Origin of the sequence: Pseudomonas monteilii (genome assembly GCA_001534745.1) — a bacterium.
Taxonomy (GTDB): domain Bacteria; phylum Pseudomonadota; class Gammaproteobacteria; order Pseudomonadales; family Pseudomonadaceae; genus Aquipseudomonas; species Aquipseudomonas alabamensis.
Map to the genome: position 1 here is coordinate 1,751,761 of CP013997.1, position 18,881 is coordinate 1,770,641.

Sequence of the window (18,881 nt, forward strand, 5' to 3'; positions counted from 1 at the left end):
GCGACGACAAGACGACCCAGAACCTCTGTCAGGACTTGCCGCCGCTTGAACTCGAGCGCTCAGCCTGTCAAAGGCGCTGTTGCGTGACGGTCGAAACGGGCGCGGCACGTGCGCGCCTTTTGCAGTAGATGGCCAAGGCCGCAATCATCACGGGGACGGTCAATAGGGTGAAGATATCCGTTATCGTCCACCCCCATGTCGTGATGAGTGCGCCTGAACCGGCGCCCAGCATGGCCCCCACCCGACCAATCCCGAATACCCAACTGACCCCGGTAGCCCGGATCTGCGTGGGGTAATGGGCCGCCCCCAGGGCGAAGCAGCCCGCGTTCGCGGACATCAGTACGTACCCCAGCAAGAAGACAAGTGTGCCTACGCGTGCGAACGAGTCGCTGAACAGTGCGATCAGCAGAGTGAACACGGCGCAGCCAGCGAACATCAGGCCCACGATGCGGTTCGGCTCGAAACGGTCCATTTTCAGCCCGACCGTAAAGTTGCCGAGGGCGCCTCCCACCTGCAGGATCACCCCCAATGCAACCGCCTGCGAATAGGTCATCCCGGCGGCGCTGGCGGTGAGCGGCAGCCAGTTGCTCAGGAAGTACAGGTGGAAGAAGCCCATGAACATCGCGAGCCAGATCGTGAGGGTGCCGACTCTATAAGTACGGTTCAACAGGGCGACCGGGCCCCGTACCGTTTGCGTGTCGACGCTGTGCTCACTGTTGATGAACCGGGTCTCGCCGTCGGCGCTGCCAGGCACCAGTTGGTTGGCTGCCGCCACGAGGCGTTCATGAGGATGATGACGTTGCAGCCGGAACCTGAGCGATTCCGGCAGCCAGAAGATGAGTGCCAGCACCAGGACAAGTGGCAGGACCCCGCCGGTGACGAATATCGAGCGCCAGCTGTAGAGCTGGATCAGGTGCTCGCTGACCAGGCCGCATAGCGCCCCGCCCAGACCGAAGCCACACCATGCCGAAGTGACGAGGAGCGAGCGCCGACGCAAGGGGGCGCACTCGGCGAGCAACGTGGTGATGTTGGGCATCGTCGCGCCGAGGGCCACCCCGGTGAGAAAGCGTGCAGCGGTGAGGCTATGCAGGCTGTCCATGAAGGCGCAGGTCAGGCAGAAAAGGCCCACCGCGCACACGGCGGCAATGATGATCCAGCGTCTGCCGAAACGGTCAGCCAGGGGGCCAGCGAGCAAGGAGCCGATCGAAAGACCGACGATGCCGCTCATCATCAAGGGGCCCAGGTCCCCCCGGTCGATGCCCCAGTCCTGAAGCAGGACGGGGGCGATGAAGCCCATCATCATCGTGTCGAAACCATCGAGCATCAGAATCAGAAGCCCCAGGAAGATCACGGTTTTTTGTTGCCTTCCGATGGGACGGTCGTCCAGGAAGGTATGCACGTCTAGCACGTTCTTATTCATCTTGTTGTACTCGCGCGGCGTATTGACGGGAAGTGGGGCTTGCGCCCCACTGTCAGTTGGCCATGGCCCGTAGCTCAGCAGTGGCGATCGGGTCGACTCGGCCCGAGTCAGGGTCGACGACCGCCTGATAGTGCGTGCGTGCAAAGGCCGCGGTCATCTTGTGGTTCCAGACGTCCTGCTCGATGTCCTCCAAGGGGCGAACAAGGGGATCGCCGAAGCCGCCGCCGCCGGGTTGGGTATGCGACACCACGTCGTTGCGGGCGATGGTGATGCCAACCTTGCTCGGCAGCAGGCGGGTCTCGCTGCCGTGTTGCAGTGCATTGATCGCAGGGCATGCAGGCAAGCCACCTTGCAGGCCGTAAGGGCGGAATTTCATACGGTCGGCGCGCAATTGCAGCAGGACGTCGTCAGCCAGTACGCGGTAGCTGCGCAGGATGCCCAGCCCGCCGCGATAGCGACCGGCGCCAAAACTGTCGGCCACCAGCTCGTAAGCCTCGACACGTACCGGATGTTGCGCTTCTAGCGTTTCCACTGGCGTGTTGGAGAGGTTCTGGGACGCGTTGGTGATGGCCTCGACACCATCGGCGTGGGGGCGCGCACCCCAGGCACCGCAAACCATGTCGACGATGATGTAGCTTTCCCCATTGTCCTTCTTGCCGGACAGACAGACGACGGTATTACCGCCTTCACCCGCTGCCGGAATGCGGTCTGGGACTACCTGGGACAGGGCGCCCAGCATGGTGTCGAAGACCCGGTAGCCCGTGAGTGCGCGGGCGGCCACCGCGGCAGGCTCCAGTGGGTTGAGGACGGTCCCCTCCGGCACGTGCACGTCGACGCAGCGGAACAGCCCTTCGTTGTTCGGCACGTCGCCCTTGAGTGCGCAGCGCACGCTCAGGTAAGTGCAGGACTTGGTGTAGGACAACGTCGAGTTGATCGCGGCGCGCACCTGGGGAGCGCTGCCGGTGTAGTCCACGCTGACCCGGTCCTCCTGAACCGTGACCGCCACACGCAGGGGAATCGGCTCTTCCGACAGACCATCGTCATCGATGAAGTCTTCGAAGACGAAGGTGCCTTTTGGCCATGTGCGGATCTCTTCGCGCGTGAGTCGCTCGGCGTAGTCGAGCAGCTCGGCGAAATAGCGACGGCTGTCATCGCGGCCATAGCGGTCCAGCAGGCGGGTCAGCTCGCGGCTGCCGACCTGGCAAGCGGCGTACTGGGCACGCAGGTCGCCCAGCACGCGGTCGGGTACCCGCACGTTCTGGGTGATGATGCGCTCCATGATGTCGTTGATCTTGCCTGCTTCGTAGAGCTTGACCACCGGAATGCGCAGCCCTTCCTGGTAGATCTCGGTGGAGTCACTGGCATTGGAGCCCGGCACCCGCCCGCCCACGTCGGTGTGGTGGCAGATGACCACGCTGTAGCCTTCGATTTCGCCTTTATAGAAGAAGGGCGCGAACATGAAGATGTCCGGCAGGTGCATTCCCCCTTGATAAGGATCGTTGACGATTACCGCATCGCCTGGCTGCAGGTCGTCGCCATAGCGGAGCTTGACCTGGGCCATCGCTTCCGGGATCGCTCCCAGGTGCAGGGCGATGGTTTTTGCCTGTGCGATCATCTGCCCGTGGCGGTCGCAGATGGCTGCCGAGTAATCCATGACGTCTTTGACGATCTCCGAGCGCGCAGTGCGCAGGACCGTGTAAGCCACCTCGTCCACGATAGCGTCCATGGCGTTCTTGACGACAGCGAAGGTAATGGGGTCGATGGCCTGGCTCATGCGTGGCACTCCTGAATGTCGATGGTGATGTTGCCGATGCTGTCTGCATGGGCACTACAGCCTGGCGGCACCACGATCGTGGTGTCATAGGACTCGATGATCAGGGGGCCCTGTATCGGCGTGAGGCTAATGCTCGCCCTTGGCACCACCGGCGTGGCGTGCAGTGGGACCTCGGGATCGAAGCTGACCAGGCGCTCGCCCTGGGAGCCTTCCAGCGCCGTCGCGTCGACCTTGCATTCGGCGAACTCCAGGCGATGCGCACTACGTCCGCGCGCGCTGACGCGCAGGTTGACCAGCTCCAGCGGTTCGTCGCTAGAGTAGCCAAAGGTTTGCAGGTACTGGGCGTTGAAGTCTTCGGCCAATTGCGCCAGCACCTGATGGTCCATCTGCGCGGTACTCAGGGGCACGGTCAGTTCAGAGCTTTGACCCAGGTAACGGACATCTGCCGAATAGGCGACGTGCGCCGCGTCGGCGGCATACCCTTCGCTCGCCAATACCGTGAAGCCCTGGTCGCTCAGGGCAACCGCTTCGGCCGACAGAGACTGCAGGTCGCACGTGGCCAAGGGCTGCAGAATCGCTTTCACGAAGTTGTGTTCAGCGTCGGCGGTGAGCATGCCAGCGGAGCAGAACACGCCGGCCATGATCGGCGCCACGACCCGCCGAATGCCCAGCAGTCGCGCCACGGCAACGGCATGCAGGGGGCCGCCGCCGCCAAAGGCCATCATCGACATTTCACGAGGGTCCAGGCCGCGCTCGACCGTCACGGCGCGGATGGCGCGTGCCATGTTCACGTTGGCCAGATGGCGAATGCCGTGGGCTGCCTTGAGCAGGTCCAGTTGCAGAGGCTGCCCCACGTAGTGTTCGATGGCCTGGGCGGAGCGCGCCGGGACTACCGGCAGGCTGCCGCCTGCCAATGCCGTGGGGTTGAGGTAGCCCAGTACCATGTTGGCATCGGTAACGGTGGGTTGATCATTGCCTTTGTCGTAGCAGGCAGGGCCTGGGTAGGCGCCGGCTGATTCCGGGCCTACGCAGAGCAGTCCGCCTGCATCGATCCAGGCGATCGATCCGCCACCTGCACCGACCTCGGCGATGTCGATGGCGGGCACCTTCAACACGTAGCCGCCCCCTTTGACAAAACGGCTAGGGGCGCTGATGCCATCGCGGAATTCGTACTCGTTGGTCAGCGAAGGCTGGCCGTCGACCACGAGCGCAGCCTTGGCCGTGGTGCCGCCCATGTCGAAGACGATCTGATTGTCGTCGCCGGCCAGGGCGCCGATCCGTGCGGCACCGGTGACGCCGCCCGCGGGGCCGGAAGCCACGGCAAAGACGGGCTTCTCGCTCGCCGAGGCGATGCCCATCATGCCGCCGTTGGAGGCCATCACCTGCAGCGAGGCGCGCACGCCCATCGCTTCGAGGTCCTGGCGCAGGCGCGCCAGGTAGGTGCGCATGGCGGGAAGAATGTAAGCGTTCACCACGGTCGTGCTGGTGCGTTCGTACTCTTTGATTTCCGGCAGTACCTCGAACGATGCGCTGACCAGTACCTGCGGGAAGTGCTGCTGGAGCAGCTGCTTGGCGCGGCGCTCGTGTGCCGGGTTGATGTAGCTGTTGATGAAGGCGATCGCGATGGCGGTGACCCCTTCATCGACCAGCGAGGCGGCTTCGCGCAGCAGATGAGCTTCGTCCAGCGCGGTAACCACCTCACCCGTAGCGCTCATGCGTTCTTGAATCCCGCGCCTCCAACGGCGAGTGGCCAGGGGTTCGGGCTTGCTCCAGGACAGGTCGAACATGGTGGGGGTTCGGATCCGACCGATTTCGAGCACATCCTTGAAGCCTGCCGTAGTCAGGACACCCGTTTTCGCACCGACCTTTTGCAGGATCGTATTGGAGGCGGTCGTGGTGCCGTGCACGATCTCAGTGATGTCACCTGGCTCGACGCCCGCCTGTTGGAGGAGGGCGTTCAAGCCCTGCACGATGGCTTTGCCCAGGTCTTCAGGCGTCGTCGACGTCTTGTTCACGAACAGGCGACCGTCTGGCATCGCCAGCACAACGTCTGTGAACGTGCCTCCGATGTCGCAGCCTACCCTGACGCCCCTGCTGATTGTTGTTGTTGATGCAGTGCTCATGATTGCTCCATTTGCTGGGTGATCATATGTGCTAACTAACTGGACGTTCAGTTAGTAACTGGTAAGCTAGAATCAAATACAGCCCATGTCAAATGGCTGGGCAAGGAGCGCTGTAGGGCGGCCACGCCGCTGATACACTCGCCAGGCAGGGCTAGACGGAGGATTTTCCCAGCATGAAAGACGACGCTCAGACGGCTCCCAAGCCAAAGACTCGAAACGCCGCGCTAACGAAAGAAAACATCCTGAACGTGGCCACACGGGAATTCGCCGAACGCGGGTATGAGGGCGCGAGCATCGAAGCGATCGTGCTCCGGTGCAAGATCAGCAAGAACCTGGTCTATCACTATTTTGACAGCAAGGAAGGTTTGTTCATCGAGGTGATGGAGCGGGCATACGGGGCCATGCGTGGCCGACAGAACGAGCTGTCGTTGTCGGGTGATCCGGTGCGGGACATGCGTGAGCTGGTGCGAAAAACGATACAGCACTTCATCGACCAGCCCGATTTTCATCTGCTGTTGTCCATCGAGAACCTTCACAAAGCGGCTCATATCCGCAAGTCGACCGTGATCGCACAGATGTTCAACCCGTTGCGGGCTGCGCTTTCGCAGATTCTCGAACAGGGCAAGCAGCAAGGCGTCTTTCGCCAGGACGCCGAGTGGGTAGACCTGTACGTGTCCATATCGGGGCTGGGCGCGTACGCCATCACCAATCGTTATACGCTTTCCTACGTGTTGGATGTCGATCTGGACTCACCCGAGCGCAAGGCGTCCCGGCTCAACCATGCCTGCGAAGTGGTGATGAGCTACCTCTGTGACCTAGGGCCCTCTGCCTGATCCTTCATTGATGCTTGCCTAATCCCTCGCGAACTGCGCAGCCATCACGACCTTGTCGTGATGCGCATTTCCGTGCGTCCGATAGGCCTCGACAAGGGGGTGCGGAGGTGGCCTGGCCGGAGGGGCCACCTTGCAGTGCGAAACAAATAGAAATATCTGCACTCAGAAAGGCGCTCATATTTGTGTGCGATGTTGTATGCATGCGACAATTTGTCCTTTGGTAACCTATGAAGGACTTCAACGTGGTGGAAGATGTCATTCCGAACCGCCTGGGGCGCGTCTGGCTCGCGACCCTCGGCACTATAATTTTGCTGGCAGGCCTCTACTTCATCGGCGGGGGCGGGTGGCTGGCCTGGTTGGGGGGGAGTTGGTACTTCCTGATCGCAGGCTTGCTGCTCGTGCCTGCTGGCGGGCTCATCATCCTTCGGCGGACGCTGGGCTTGCTGCTGATCGCCGTCGCCGTGGCGTACACCGTGGTGTGGGCGCTGTGGGATGTGGGTCTGCAGTTCTGGCCACTGCTGTCTCGCGTACTCGCATTCGCCATGATCGGTGCAGCCGTGGCGTTTTCCGTGCCGCTGTTCACTCGATCGCGTAAGGCGCGGGTGACGGGGGTCGCGTTGGGCGCCGTGGCGTGCGTGGGCGTCGTGATCACCGCAGTCAGCGCGTTCGAACCCAAGAACGTCATCCGTGATGCCGAGTCCGTTGCCGCCGCACAAGACGTACCTGTCGAAAAGGGCGATAAAGAGCCAGGTGACTGGAAAGCCTGGGCCGGTGACACCCATGGTTCGCGCTTTTCGCGCGTTGGCGACATCACGCCTGCGAACGTGAAGGACCTGAAGGTTGCCTGGACGGCGCATACCGGCGAAGCCGTGGTGCCGGGTGCAGGCGATGCCGAAGACCAGAATACCCCGCTGCAAGTCGGTGACAGCCTGTATGTCTGCACCACGTACAGCACCGTAATCTCCTACGACATCGATACGGGCAAGGAAAACTGGCGTTTCGCCGCAGGCAAAGGCAACTCGACCTACCAGCGCTGCCGCGGCATGGCGTACTTCGACGCGACCACAGCGAAGAAAGTCGCCGATGTTCCCGGTATCGCGGCCGATGCTGCCCTGGACGCGTCGGTCAGCCCCCAACGTCTGATCTTCCCGACCGGTGACGGTCGCCTGATGGCCATCGATGCTCACACCGGCAAGCCCGTGGCCAACTTCGGAGTCGATGGCGCAGTCGACCTCAAGGCCGGTATGGGCGAGGTCAAGCCTGGTTACTACCAGCAGTCCTCTACGCCGCTGCTGGCCGGCAACTTGGTGATCGTCGGGGGTCGTGTGATCGACAACTTCGAAACCGACGAGCCACCGGGGGTCGTGCGTGCCTTCGACGCTGTCACCGGCACACTGGTCTGGGCCTGGGATCCGGGCAATCCTGCGGTCACCCGTGAGCCGCTGTCGCCAGCCGGTTATACCCGCGGCACCCCGAACGTCTGGGTGGCCGCGTCCTACGATGCCGAGCTGGGCATGGTGTACCTGCCGACCGGCAACGCGACCCCCGATTTCTGGGCCGGCTTCCGTACCGAAGCCGACGACAAGTACGGCTCGTCGATCGTGGCGGTCAACGTGGCGACGGGGCGTCCCGTGTGGTCCTTCCAGACCGTGCACCACGACATCTGGGACTTCGACGTCACCGGGCAGCCGCTGATCTACGACATCCCCAATGACGATGGTTCAGTGTCCAAGGCCGTTTCGGTCACCTCGAAAACCGGCATGATCTACCTGCTGGACCGTACCAACGGCAAGCCGTTGGCCGACATCGAAGAGCGTCCGGTACCGCAGGGCGATTTGCCGGGCGAGCGTTATTCGCCGACCCAGCCGTATTCCGTGGGCATGCCCAACATCGGCAACGATGTCCTCAAGGAGTCGGACATGTGGGGTGCCACACCGTTCGACCAGTTGATGTGCCGCATCATCTTCAAGTCGAGCCGTTATGACGGCGTGTTCACCCCACCTGGCAAGGACTGGGCGATCCAGTATCCGGGGTCGCTCGGTGGCATGAACTGGGGCGGTGCATCGGTCGATCCGACCACCCACCTGATGTTCGTCAACGACCTGCGCCTTGGCCTTCACTACAACATGGTACCGGCGAAGGACATTCCGCCTGGCACCGGCAGCAGTGAAGGCATGGGGATCATCGTGCAGAAGGGCACGCCATTCGGCACTTGGCGCGAGCGTTTCATGTCGCCCCTGGGCGTGCCGTGCCAGGCGCCGCCGTTCGGCACCTTGTCGGCCATCAACCTGAAGACCAAGAAGCTGGTGTGGCAAGTGCCGGTCGGCACCGTACAGGACACCGGCCCGTTGAACATCCCGACCGGCCTGAAACTGCCCTTGGGCATGCCGACCCTCGGTCCGTCGCTGGCGACCAAATCGGGGCTGCTGTTCTTTGCCGGCACCCAGGACTTCTACCTGCGTGCCTTCAACAGCCGCACGGGTGAGGAAGTATGGAAATCACGCCTGCCAGCCGGCAGCCAGAGCGGTCCGATCACGTACCGTTCGCAGAAAACCGGCAAGCAGTATGTGGTGATCTTCGCAGGCGGCTCGCCGCACTCCGATACGCGCAGTGACAGCGTGATTGCCTATACGCTGCCCTGAACGATCGCTGAGTAAGCTGAAAACGGCCCGATCATGGTGAACCTTGATCCGGGCCGTTTTCGTGTTCGCTCACCGCCTTACGCTACGGCCTGAGCGCCGGTGATCTCGACCAGCGAACCACACATGAAGGCCGCTTCGTCCGACGCCAGGAAGGCCACGAGCGCGGCGACTTCCTCAGGTTTGCCGATTCTGCCGAGCGGCACCATCCGGTCGAGATCGGCGATGGTCCGCCCCGAACGCAGCACACCCGCTTCCAGCATCGGCGTATGGATCTCCCCCGGGCACACGGCGTTGACACGGATGTTGTGGGGCGCGTAATCCCGGGCAAGGTTCTGGGTGAAAGCGGCCACGGCAGCCTTGGTGACGTTGTAGGCGATATGCCCCGGCGCCGGATGCAGCCCCCACTGGGAGGCGGTATTCACGATCGCGCCCGAACCTGCCTCGATCATCGAGGGCAGCACGGCTCGGCAGAGGTGGAACATTGAATCCACGTTGACCGCGAAGCTGTTGTGCCAATCGTCCTCGCTCAGTGCGAGCAGCGCGCCTCGGCGGTTGATCCCGGCATTGTTGACCAGCACATCGATTTTTCCCAACTGCCGAATCACCTCGGCGACCAGCAGGCGACAGGCATCGCCTCGAGCGATGTCGGCTGCGAGGGCGATCGCCCGATGACCTTCGGCACACAGCGCTTGTGCCACGGCGTGCGCTGCTTCCAGATTCACGTCGCTGACCACTACCGAGGCACCTTCATGGGCGAAACGCCTGGCGATGGCTGAACCTATGCCCCCGGCGGCACCTGTAACGATGACGACTTGATGATCGAACCTTTTCATATGGACGCCTGACCTCATCGAGTGTTGTTGTGGTGACAAGGTGAAATGCAGATGTAATAGCATGCATGCAAGCCTGCATGCAATTGATCGTCGGCCCGTTCAGCGTTCGTGCACGCACGCAGCCTTCAACGGGGGCGTGAGCCAGGCCGCTTGTGAGCAAGGTGGGAATGATGAAGCGGCGCTGCGGCCTGAAACCCCGATCGGGCACGGCCGCAGTCTCTGCGCTGGGGGCGTTATGCGATGGACATGCGCGCAGTCAGGTTCTGCTGCATATAGTCGAGGAAGCGACGCTGGAACAACATGGTGTGTTCGTGGGCCGCCGCTTCGGCTGCTTCGGCATCCCGGGCAGCGATCGCGTCGATGATCTGGTCATGGTCGCGCCCCAGGCGATGGGTGCTGGCAGAACTCACGACATGGTCGAAGTGCAGGTGCAGCAAGCGCTGCCCCTCGCCGAGCAGACGCTCGTAGTAGGTGATGAAATAAGGGTTGCGGCCGGCATGGGCGATCGCCATGTGGAACGCCTTGTTGAGCTCCGACATGGCCTGGAAATCGCCCGTCGTCACCGCCCTGAGGTAAGCGGCATCCGCATCCCGAATCGCCTGCAGGTCTTCCGAGCGATGCTGGGTGGCCGCCAGGCGCGTGACGGCACGTTGGATCAGGTCCAGGGCGGAAATGTAGTTCGGGAATTCCTCGATCTCGAACGGTGTGACCAGCGTCGTACGATTGGGCAGAATGATGACCAGGCCTTCGGTGATGAGCCGCGCCAGCGCATCACGCACGGGCGATCGGGAAAGCCCGAACTGCGCGGCCAATGACACTTCATCCAGTTGTACACCCGGCTTGAGCTTGAGCGTCAGAATCTGCTTGCGAAGTTCTTCATAGATATAGCGCCCACCATGCCGACGGGGGCCGCTTTCGATATCGTTATCTTTTGCCATCATCAGGTCTCGATTGGTCTTGCCCCTATCATACAGGTCCGACCTTATTAAATTTCAGTTCTGCTGACTATATCCCCCGCGGAGCGCGAGCTGCACACGGTAGCGACGTGACAGACGTGCTCAAGTCATGGACGGTGCAGCCAGGGCGGCTGCCGGTGGGGGCGTGAATGAAGATGACACTGGCTGCAATCGGCGCCTGAACAGACACTCGTGCAAGCCTCAGGTCAAAGGCGCTGTGCCCGGTATCGTCCGAGCACAGTCGCCACGATCACCGGCTCAGACCGGCGCCCCAGGTATCGCTGAGCATGAAGCCACCGGCCAGGGGATCGTCGGGGTCTACGCCCATCTGCTGCAGGCCGTAAAGCCAGGCCCGGCCGGTGACCCTCGGCAGCACGGCAGGCTTGCCCGCGACCTCGGTATGGCCGAGCAGGGCGATCTGGAATTGCCCACCGATGGTCGAGCGCGACACCAGGCCGTCACCTGGCTGCACCAGACCGCGCGCTGCCAAGGTGGCGAGGTTGGCCGAACTGCCCGTGCCACAAGGTGAGCGATCGACCCGGCCGGGCGGCAAGGTGGTGCAGGTCTGATAGGTGCGCTCATCGAGTCTGTTGCGGAACATCACATACGCCACTTCGTTGACCGAAGGCAGCAAAGGGTGCTGGAGGTTCACCTGCCGATTGATCACCTCTTTCAAGGCCACGCCTGCATCGGCCAGCGCGCGGGCATTCTGTGGTGCGATGGACAGCCCGATCTGCTCGACGTCGATCAGGGCGTAGTACACGCCGCCGAAGGCGACATCGATGCTGAGGGTGCCGAAGGCCTCGGTCTCGATGGCCAGGTCGAGGTGTTCGACGAATGCCGGCACCATGTCCAGCGATACGCTCAGGCAACGCCCGTCCGCGCACTGGGCGCGGGCAGTCACCAGCCCTGCAGGCGTGTCGAGCACCACGGTGGTTTCCGGCTGTTGCATCGGCACCATGCCCAGTTCCAGCAGCGCAGTAACCACGCAGATGCAGTTGCTGCCGGACATCGGGTGAGCCTTGTCGGCCTGCAGCACGATGAAGCCTGCGTGAGCCTCGGGGCATGTCGGTGGCAACAACAAGTTCACCGACATTTGCAGGCAACCGCGTGGCTCCAGCGTGACCAGGCGCCGCAGGCTGTCATCGACGTCGTTGATGTAGTTCATCTTGTCCAGCATGGTGGCGCCCGGGATCCCCAGGACGCCGCCGGTGATGACCTTGCCGATCTCGCCTTCGCAGTGCACTTCAGCCAGTTGAAGCGTCTGTTTCCAACGCATGGGTGTTACCTCACTTGATGTACCAGCCCCAAGGCTGCTCGCTGTCGTAGCGGGTGATCTGCTTGGTTTCCAGGTAGTTGTTCAGGCCCCATTCACCCAGCTCGCGGCCAATGCCGCTTTGCTTGTAGCCGCCCCAGGGCGCTTCGGTGAAGGTGGGCTGCGAGCAGTTGATCCAGACGATGCCGGCGCGGAACAGCCGCGCCACGCGCTCGCAACGGGCCAGGTCCTTGGACATCACCGCAGCCCCCAGGCCGAAGCGCGAGTTATTGGCCGAAGCCACGGCCTCGTCTTCGGTATCGAACGGACGAATGCAGACCACCGGGCCGAAGATTTCTTCGTTCCAGATCCAGCTGTCTTCCGGCACGTCGGCAAACACGGTTGGCTGCAGGTAGAACCCTTTGTCCAGGTGAGCCGGGCGCTCTCCGCCACAGACCAGTCGAGCCCCTTCTTCCAGCCCGCGGGCGATGGCTTTCAGGGTGCCATCATACTGGTTGCGGTTGACCAGGGGGCCAAGCAGCACGCCTTCTTCCATGCCGTTGCCGATCTTGATCTTGCGTGTTTCCTCGGCAAGACGCGCCAGCAGCGGTTCGTAGGCCGAACGCTCGACCAGCACGCGCGAGGTCGCCGAACAGACTTCGCCCTTGTTCCAGAAGATGCCGAACATGATCCATTCGACCGCCTTTTCCAAGTCACTGTCGGCAAAGATCACGAACGGCGACTTGCCGCCCAGTTCCAGGGTCACATTCTTGATGTCCTGGGCGGCGGCTTGCATGATGCGGCTGCCGACCGGCACGCTGCCGGTGAAGGCGAGCTTGTCCACGCCGGGGTGAGCGGTCAGCGCGGCGCCCACCTTGGCGCCTGGCCCGGTGACGATGTTCAGCACGCCGGCGGGCAGGCCCGCTTCGTCGGCGATCCGCGCCAGCTCGAGCGCCGTCAGCGAGGTCTGCTCGGCGGGCTTCAGGATGATGCTGCACCCTGCCGCCAGGGCCGGGGCGATCTTCCACGAAGCCATGAGCATCGGGAAGTTCCAGGGCACGATGGCGCCGGCGACACCGATGGGCTCCTTGCGGGCAACCGACGTGAAGCGGTCGTCGGACAGCGCGACGTCCTTTTCGCGGCGCTGGTCCAGCTCTTCGGCCATGTCGGCATAGAAATCGAAGCAGCCGGCAGTGTCCCCGATGTCCCACATGGCTTCAGGGAAGGGCTTTCCGTTGTCACGTACTTCCAGCGTGGCCAGTTCCTCCTGGCGGGCACGGATACCCTCGGCGATCTTGCGCAGGTAGGCGCCCCGTTCGGCGCCACTCAGCCGCGGCCAGGGGCCGTCATCGAAGGCCGCGCGGGCCGCTTTCACCGCCACGTCGATGTCCTCGGCGCAGCCGGAGGCCACCGTGGCGATCAGGCTTTCATCGCTGGGGTCGAACGCCTCGAAGCTGCCGCCGTTGATCGGGCTGACCCATTGGCCATTGATGTAGAACTGGTCGTAGCGGTTCATGCTGTACCTCCAATAAGGGCAAAGCGCCGGGCGCTGAATGCGGACAGGTCCTGTCCGGGTGTACGGTGGGCGACCAGGTCGGCGACCAGGCGGCCGGTGGTCGCGCCCAGGGTGAGGCCGAGCTGGCCATGACCGAAGGCCATGATCACGTTGTTCAGTCGGGGCGAGCGGTCGATGACGGGCTTGGTATCGGGCAGGAAAGGCCGGTAGCCCACGCCGAACGTCATGCCTTGGGTGTTCAGGTCCGGCAGGACCGTGCGTGCCTTTTCCATGATGATGTCGGCGCGCTTGAAGTTCGGCTCCGCGCCTTCTGCGGCGAACTCGATGGTGCCGCCGATCTGCAGGCCACGGGTCATGGGCGCGAAGCAGAAGCCGCCGTCTGCGTAGATCACCGAATGGCGAATGTCGACGCCCGGCGTTGGCAGAACGGCCTGGTAGCCGGCGATGCCCGCCAGCGGAATGTTCACCCCGAGGGCGTTGAAGAAGGGGCGCGCACCGGTACCGGCGGCGATCACCACATGATCGGCTGGCACGCGCGTGCCGTCGGCCAAGGTCACGCCGGTGGCACGGTCGTTGTGCTCATCGAGTTTCGTGGCTTTCTGACGCACGCGCACACCGCCCTGGGCGATGAAGCTGTCGGTCAGCGCCGCGATGAAGCCTTCGGTATCGCTGACGGCGCGCCAGTCCGGGAACAGCAGGCCCTGCTGGAATTTACCGGCCAGGGCAGGCTCGAGGTCGCCAATGGCAGCCCCGTCGAGCTCTTCGGACGTGAAGCCCAGTTGCTTGCGCAGCGCCAGGTGAGGGCGCTCGTGAGCAAGGCCAGCCGGCGAATCGAACACTGCCAGGATGGGGCGATCGCCCAGCAGGGCTTTGTTCGGGCAGGCGTCGAGCAACGGGGCGTAATCGGGATAGACGTGGGCTGTCAGGCGGGCCATGTCCTGGGCGATCTCGTGGATCTTCGAGGGGCGCGCGCAGGCCAGGAAACGCAGGAACCAGGGCAGGATCCCGGGCAGCGCGCTCGGGCGCAGCGCCAGGGGGCCTTTCTGGTCGAGCAGCCAGCCCGGGATCTTCATCAGGATGCCGGGCTTGGACAAGGGAATGACTTCACTGACCGCCATCTGACCGCAACTCCACTTGGCGGTACTGTCGCCCGGTGCGGCAGGGTCGATGAGCGTGACCCTGTGGCCTTCGCGCTGCAGGTACAACGCGCAGCAGACACCGACGATACCGCCGCCGATGACCACGGCGTTCTGCGATGACGATTGTGGGGTGTTCATGAGTCTGTCTCGTATCAAGAGAGGGGTGCGAGGGGGCCGAGCACCGGCCCCGTGGAACATTACTGCTGAGAAGCTTCGAACACCTTGCGGAATTCGGTCTTCTCTTCATCGGTCAGTGGCAGCAGCGGGGCGCGGGCATTGCCGACCTTGAAGCCGGCCAGCTCGGCGCCGTACTTGACCTTCTGCACGAACTTGCCGCTTTCCAGGTTGGCCATGGCCGGGAACAGGCTGCGCATGACCTGCTGGGCACCGCGGATATCGCCGCGGGTGAAGGCCTTGTGGAAGGCCACGACTTTCTCCGGGAAGATGTTGGCCGGGCCGCAGATCCAGCTGTCGGCGCCCCACAGGTAGAAGTCCAGCGCCTGGTCGTCCGAACCGCAGGACAGCTGAAGGCCTTTGTATTTCTCGCCGATCTCGATGGCGCGCAACAGGTTGCCGCTGCTTTCCTTGATACCGATCACGCGCGGGTGTTCATGGAGCGCGGCGATCACGTCTAGGCCCACTTCGACGTTGGTGCGGATCGGGTAGTTGTACAGCACGACGTTGATGTCAGGGAACGTTTCGAGAATGGTAGTGTAATGGGCCAGCAGCTCTTCCTGGGAGGGCAGCGCATAGTAGGGCGGTGCGATGAGCAGGTTGGTGTAGCCGGCATCGACGGTTTGCTTGATCTGCTCCAGCACCTCGCGGGTGCACGAGCCGTTGGCGCCGGCGATCAGGGTGCCGCGGTCGCCGACGACTTCCTTCACGGTTGCCAGGACCTGGCGGCGCTCGTCATTGGCCAGCGCGTAGTATTCGCCCGTCGACCCCAGCGGTACGAAACCGCTGACGCCAGCCTTGAGCTGATGCTCCAGGATCGCAGCCAGGGTGTCATGGTCGACGTTGCCAGCGGCGTTGAACGGGGTGACCAGGGCAGGCAGGATGCCATTGAGTTTCATGATGAATCTCCGAGTGGTGAGTTGAGGTCAGTCAGACCGGTCAGGTCGGGTCAATAGGCGTAGCGGCGCAGCAGGCGCCCTTCGACCACGCCGACCAGACGGGTCAGCGGGAAGGCCACGAGGAAATAGATCACCGCGACCGCCGAGAGAAACTCGACGGGTCGGGCGGTGCTGTTGGAGATGTTCTGGCCGACGAACATCAGGTCGGCGACACCTACCGAAGAGATCAGCGCGCTTTCCTTGAACAGGCTGACCACGTTCGAGAGCAGCGGCGGCACGGCGCGCAGCAGGGCCTGGGGGAAGATCACGTACAGCACCTTGACCTTCGAGGTCAGGCCAAGCGCGGTGCAGGCGTCGTGCTGCTCGCTGGCGATCGACTTGAGCGCACCCCGGAAGGTCTCGCTGGTGATGGCGCCCATGAACAGCGTCAGCGCGATCAGCACCGACACGTAGGGCGGTATGTCCAGGCCGAACACCACCGGGAAGCAGAAGAACACCCAGAACAGCTGGATCAGCAGCGGTGTGCCACGAAAAAATTCGACATACAGCGTGAGCGGCAGCCGCAGCAGCGGCGTTTTCACCTGGCGCAGCAGGCTGACGACGAAGCCCAGCAGACTGCCCAGCAAGGCGCAGGCCCCAGTAAACGCCAAGGTCAGCAGCAGGCCTTTGAGCAGCACTGGCCAATACGCCAGAACAACCGAGAAATCGAGTGGCATGGCTATCTCCTTAGCGTTGGCCGGCCAATTCCTGGCGCCGCTCGAACCACTGCACCAGCTGCGCGATCGGCAGCGACAGGGCGAAGTAGATGAGGGCGATCAAGGTGTAGGTTTCCAGTGGGCGATAGGCCTCGGTCGCAAGGCTCTTGCCCACGTACATCAGGTCGGCGACGGCCACGATGGCCACCAGCGCACTCTGTTGCAGAGTGCCGATGCCATTGGTGATCAGCACCGGCAGCGCGCTGCGCAGGGACTGCGGCAGGATCACGTACACCGTGCGCTGCCAGTCCTTGAGACCCAGGGCGATCGAGGCGTCCAGGTGTTCGCGAGGCACCGCCTGCACGCCGGCCCGGTAGGCCTCGGCGTTGAATGCCGTGAGGTTCAGCCCCAGCGCCAGGAAGCCCATGACGATCGGGTCGATGAAGACGTCGAACAGCATCGGCACGCAGTAGAAGAACCAGACGATCTGCAGCAGGGCCGGGGTGCAGCGGAAGAACTCGATGAACAGTTGTGCCGGCCAGCGGATGAAGAACCAGCGGCTCAACGTCATCAGGCACAGCAGGAACCCACAGGTCAGGCCGATCAGGTTCGAGACCAGGGCCAGCTCAAGGGTCACTTTCAGCCCATCCAGCAATACCGGCAGGCTTCCGTTCAAAAAATGAAAGTCGAACTGATAGTTCATGGCAGGGCCCTCACTCGAAATGCACGACCTTTTCCAGGAACTCGCGGGTGCGCGCTTCCCTGGGTTGGGTGAAGATCTGTTCGGGATGACCCTGCTCGACGACTTTGCCGTTGGCGCAGAACACCACGCGGGTGGCGATGTGCCGGGCGAAGTGCATGTCGTGGGTGACGATGATCATCGCCATTTTCTGCTCGGCCAGCTGCATCATGACGTTCTGCACTTCGATGACCATTTCGGGGTCGAGGGCGGAGGTGACTTCATCGAAGAGCATCAGCCGAGGTTCGAGCATCAGCGCGCGGGCGATCGCCACCCGTTGCTTCTGGCCGCCGGACAGTTGGCTCGGATAGGCATGCAGCTTGCTTTCGAGTCCCAGGCGGGCGAGGTAGGCGCGGGCCTTTTCGGTTGCCTCGGCCTTGCTCAGGCCATGGACCTTGACCGGTGCCAGGATCAGGTTGCCGAGCACCGAAAGATGCGGAAACAGCGTGTAGTGCTGGAACACCATGCCGATCTGCTTGTGCAGCGTCACGTCCAGAGGCTTGCCGTGTTTGCGGCTGCCGTCGATATAGGGCTTGCCCTGAAACTGGATGCTCCCGCCCTGGATGCTCTCCAGGCCCATCAACACCCGCAGCAGCGAACTCTTGCCGCTGCCGGACGGGCCGATGATCACCAGGCGATCATCGGCGCGCATGTCCAGGTTCATCCCGTCCATGACCACCAGCTGTTCGGAGTAGGCCTTGCGCACGCCTTGAAGCTGGATGAACGAACCGCCCTGAGCGAAATTCGAGTTGAACGAAGCCTGTGGCTGCGAGGCCACCACATGAGGACTGGTCATCAGTGTCGTCTCCGCGAGGGTGCCCTTGGCCGGGCCCCTCGGCATGTCAGCGGGAGTTACTGGGCTTTTTTGCCCGCAAGGATCTCGGCGGAGGCTTGGTCCACCAGGGTGTCGATCTCACCCGCTTCGCGGCGCTGGGTCAGGTAGGCATCGAGTGTGGCCATGTCCTCGGGAGGCGTCTGAAGGGCCAGGGCGAAGGAGACGCCCTGCTTGGCCAGGGCTGGGACTGGAAGCACTTCACGGGTCCAGTCGTTGGCCAGGGCGAAGAGGTGGTTCGTGTCGTTGGCGTCGGCCAGTATGTCCGCGCGCCTCGACATCAAGGCCATGCGGGTTTCATCCGAGCCTGGAAGGCGCATCAGCGTGGCGTGCTTGACCGCCGAAGAGACGGCCTTGTCGGCCGCGGTGCCAGAGATCACGGCAATCGTCACGCCGGGCTTGTCGTACTCGGCCAGGCTGTTGCCGGCACCGGCGAACTTCGGGTTCTTCTCGTTGATCAGCAGCGAGATCTGGTAGTCGGTGGCCGGTACCGAAAACGCAACCGCCTTGGCACGCTCCGGGGTCTTGTTGAGGGCCATGGCCATGTCCCACTTGCCGCTCTGCAAACCAGCCACCTGGTTGTCCCAGCTGGTGTCCACGAACTGTGCCTTCACGTGGAGCACGTTTTCGGCGAAGTCGCGGCAGAGCGCCACGAAGTAACCGCTGTACTGACCTGAAGCGGGGTCGCGCATCACATAGGGTGCGGCGACCGCTGCACCGCAGCGCAGCACCCCTGCCTTGCGCACGTTCTGCCACGTGGCGTCTTCAGCGTGCGCAATGGGTTGGACCAGAAACGTGAGCGCCGTGGCGAGGCAGGCGAGGCTGCCCCCGACCGTGCGTGAAAGTGACCGTGCCATGTCGAGTCTCTCCGGTAAGTTGTTCTTGTAGGCAGAAGAGTAAGCAAGCAAATCGTCATTTTTCTGAGTACTGCGTTGTGTGCAGCAGTGCATTCAGGCTATTGCGGTTGTGCGCGGCCTGTCAACACGTGGCAATTGTTTTTTTTTGGCGCACAGCGACCCGCTCACCCTCCGGTGTGAGCGGGGCAAGGTTC

The 18,881-nt window shown here is 63.0% G+C and carries 15 protein-coding genes; 2 read left to right on the forward strand and 13 right to left on the reverse strand.

What is annotated here, in order from left to right; translation table 11 throughout:
• Positions 1-67 precede the first annotated feature (67 nt).
• From APT63_07825 to APT63_07835, 3 genes are read right to left on the reverse strand one after another with little or no spacing between them, the layout of a single operon-like run.
• Entirely contained in the window at positions 68-1,420 is a 1,353-nt protein-coding gene (locus tag APT63_07825; protein AMA45544.1) for a hypothetical protein, read from the reverse strand.
• Between the two features lie 52 nt (positions 1,421-1,472).
• Positions 1,473-3,194, reverse strand: coding sequence for a 5-oxoprolinase (locus tag APT63_07830; GenBank protein ID AMA45545.1), 1,722 nt, complete (start codon positions 3,192-3,194; stop codon positions 1,473-1,475).
• Positions 3,191-5,317 (reverse strand): 5-oxoprolinase, encoded by a 2,127-nt coding sequence (locus tag APT63_07835; GenBank protein ID AMA45546.1) that lies wholly within the window; start codon positions 5,315-5,317, stop codon positions 3,191-3,193. Before APT63_07835 ends, APT63_07830 begins: the two co-directional genes overlap by 4 nt.
• Positions 5,318-5,490: 173 nt before the next feature.
• Here APT63_07835 and APT63_07840 point away from each other — a divergent pair, with 173 nt between their 5' ends.
• Positions 5,491-6,150 (forward strand): TetR family transcriptional regulator, encoded by a 660-nt coding sequence (locus tag APT63_07840; GenBank protein ID AMA45547.1) that lies wholly within the window; start codon positions 5,491-5,493, stop codon positions 6,148-6,150.
• A 227-nt stretch (positions 6,151-6,377) separates the two neighbouring features.
• Positions 6,378-8,792 carry a glucose dehydrogenase gene (locus APT63_07845; GenBank protein AMA45548.1) on the forward strand — a complete coding sequence of 805 codons (2,415 nt, stop codon included), beginning with the start codon at positions 6,378-6,380 and terminating at the stop codon, positions 8,790-8,792.
• Positions 8,793-8,869: 77 nt separating this feature from the next.
• Here APT63_07845 and APT63_07850 read toward each other — a convergent pair whose 3' ends face one another.
• From APT63_07850 to APT63_07895, 10 genes are all read right to left on the reverse strand, one after another.
• Positions 8,870-9,625: a short-chain dehydrogenase gene (locus APT63_07850; protein AMA45549.1), complete on the reverse strand. Its 756-nt coding sequence runs from the start codon at positions 9,623-9,625 to the stop codon at positions 8,870-8,872.
• Between the two features lie 233 nt (positions 9,626-9,858).
• The gene (locus APT63_07855) at positions 9,859-10,566 is read right to left on the reverse strand and encodes a GntR family transcriptional regulator (protein ID AMA45550.1); all 708 of its coding nucleotides are present in this window, start codon (positions 10,564-10,566) and stop codon (positions 9,859-9,861) included.
• A 265-nt stretch (positions 10,567-10,831) separates the two neighbouring features.
• On the reverse strand, positions 10,832-11,860 hold the full coding sequence (locus tag APT63_07860; GenBank protein ID AMA45551.1) for a proline racemase: 1,029 nt from the start codon (positions 11,858-11,860) through the stop codon (positions 10,832-10,834).
• Positions 11,861-11,870: 10 nt separating this feature from the next.
• Positions 11,871-13,352 (reverse strand): aldehyde dehydrogenase, encoded by a 1,482-nt coding sequence (locus APT63_07865; protein AMA45552.1) that lies wholly within the window; start codon positions 13,350-13,352, stop codon positions 11,871-11,873.
• Positions 13,349-14,629: an amino acid dehydrogenase gene (locus APT63_07870; GenBank protein ID AMA45553.1), complete on the reverse strand. Its 1,281-nt coding sequence runs from the start codon at positions 14,627-14,629 to the stop codon at positions 13,349-13,351. The genes APT63_07865 and APT63_07870 overlap by 4 nt, the downstream gene beginning before the upstream one ends.
• 59 nt (positions 14,630-14,688) lie before the next feature.
• Entirely contained in the window at positions 14,689-15,564 is an 876-nt protein-coding gene (locus tag APT63_07875) for a dihydrodipicolinate synthase family protein (protein ID AMA45554.1), read from the reverse strand.
• Positions 15,565-15,614: 50 nt separating this feature from the next.
• Positions 15,615-16,280 carry an amino acid ABC transporter permease gene (locus APT63_07880; GenBank protein ID AMA45555.1) on the reverse strand — a complete coding sequence of 222 codons (666 nt, stop codon included), beginning with the start codon at positions 16,278-16,280 and terminating at the stop codon, positions 15,615-15,617.
• Between the two features lie 10 nt (positions 16,281-16,290).
• The gene (locus tag APT63_07885; protein ID AMA45556.1) at positions 16,291-16,962 is read right to left on the reverse strand and encodes an amino acid ABC transporter permease; all 672 of its coding nucleotides are present in this window, start codon (positions 16,960-16,962) and stop codon (positions 16,291-16,293) included.
• Between the two features lie 10 nt (positions 16,963-16,972).
• Complete coding sequence (locus APT63_07890) at positions 16,973-17,794, reverse strand: glutamine ABC transporter ATP-binding protein (GenBank protein AMA45557.1); 822 nt, start codon at positions 17,792-17,794, stop codon at positions 16,973-16,975.
• Positions 17,795-17,850: 56 nt separating this feature from the next.
• Complete coding sequence (locus APT63_07895; protein ID AMA45558.1) at positions 17,851-18,687, reverse strand: amino acid ABC transporter substrate-binding protein; 837 nt, start codon at positions 18,685-18,687, stop codon at positions 17,851-17,853.
• Positions 18,688-18,881: the final 194 nt, after the last annotated feature.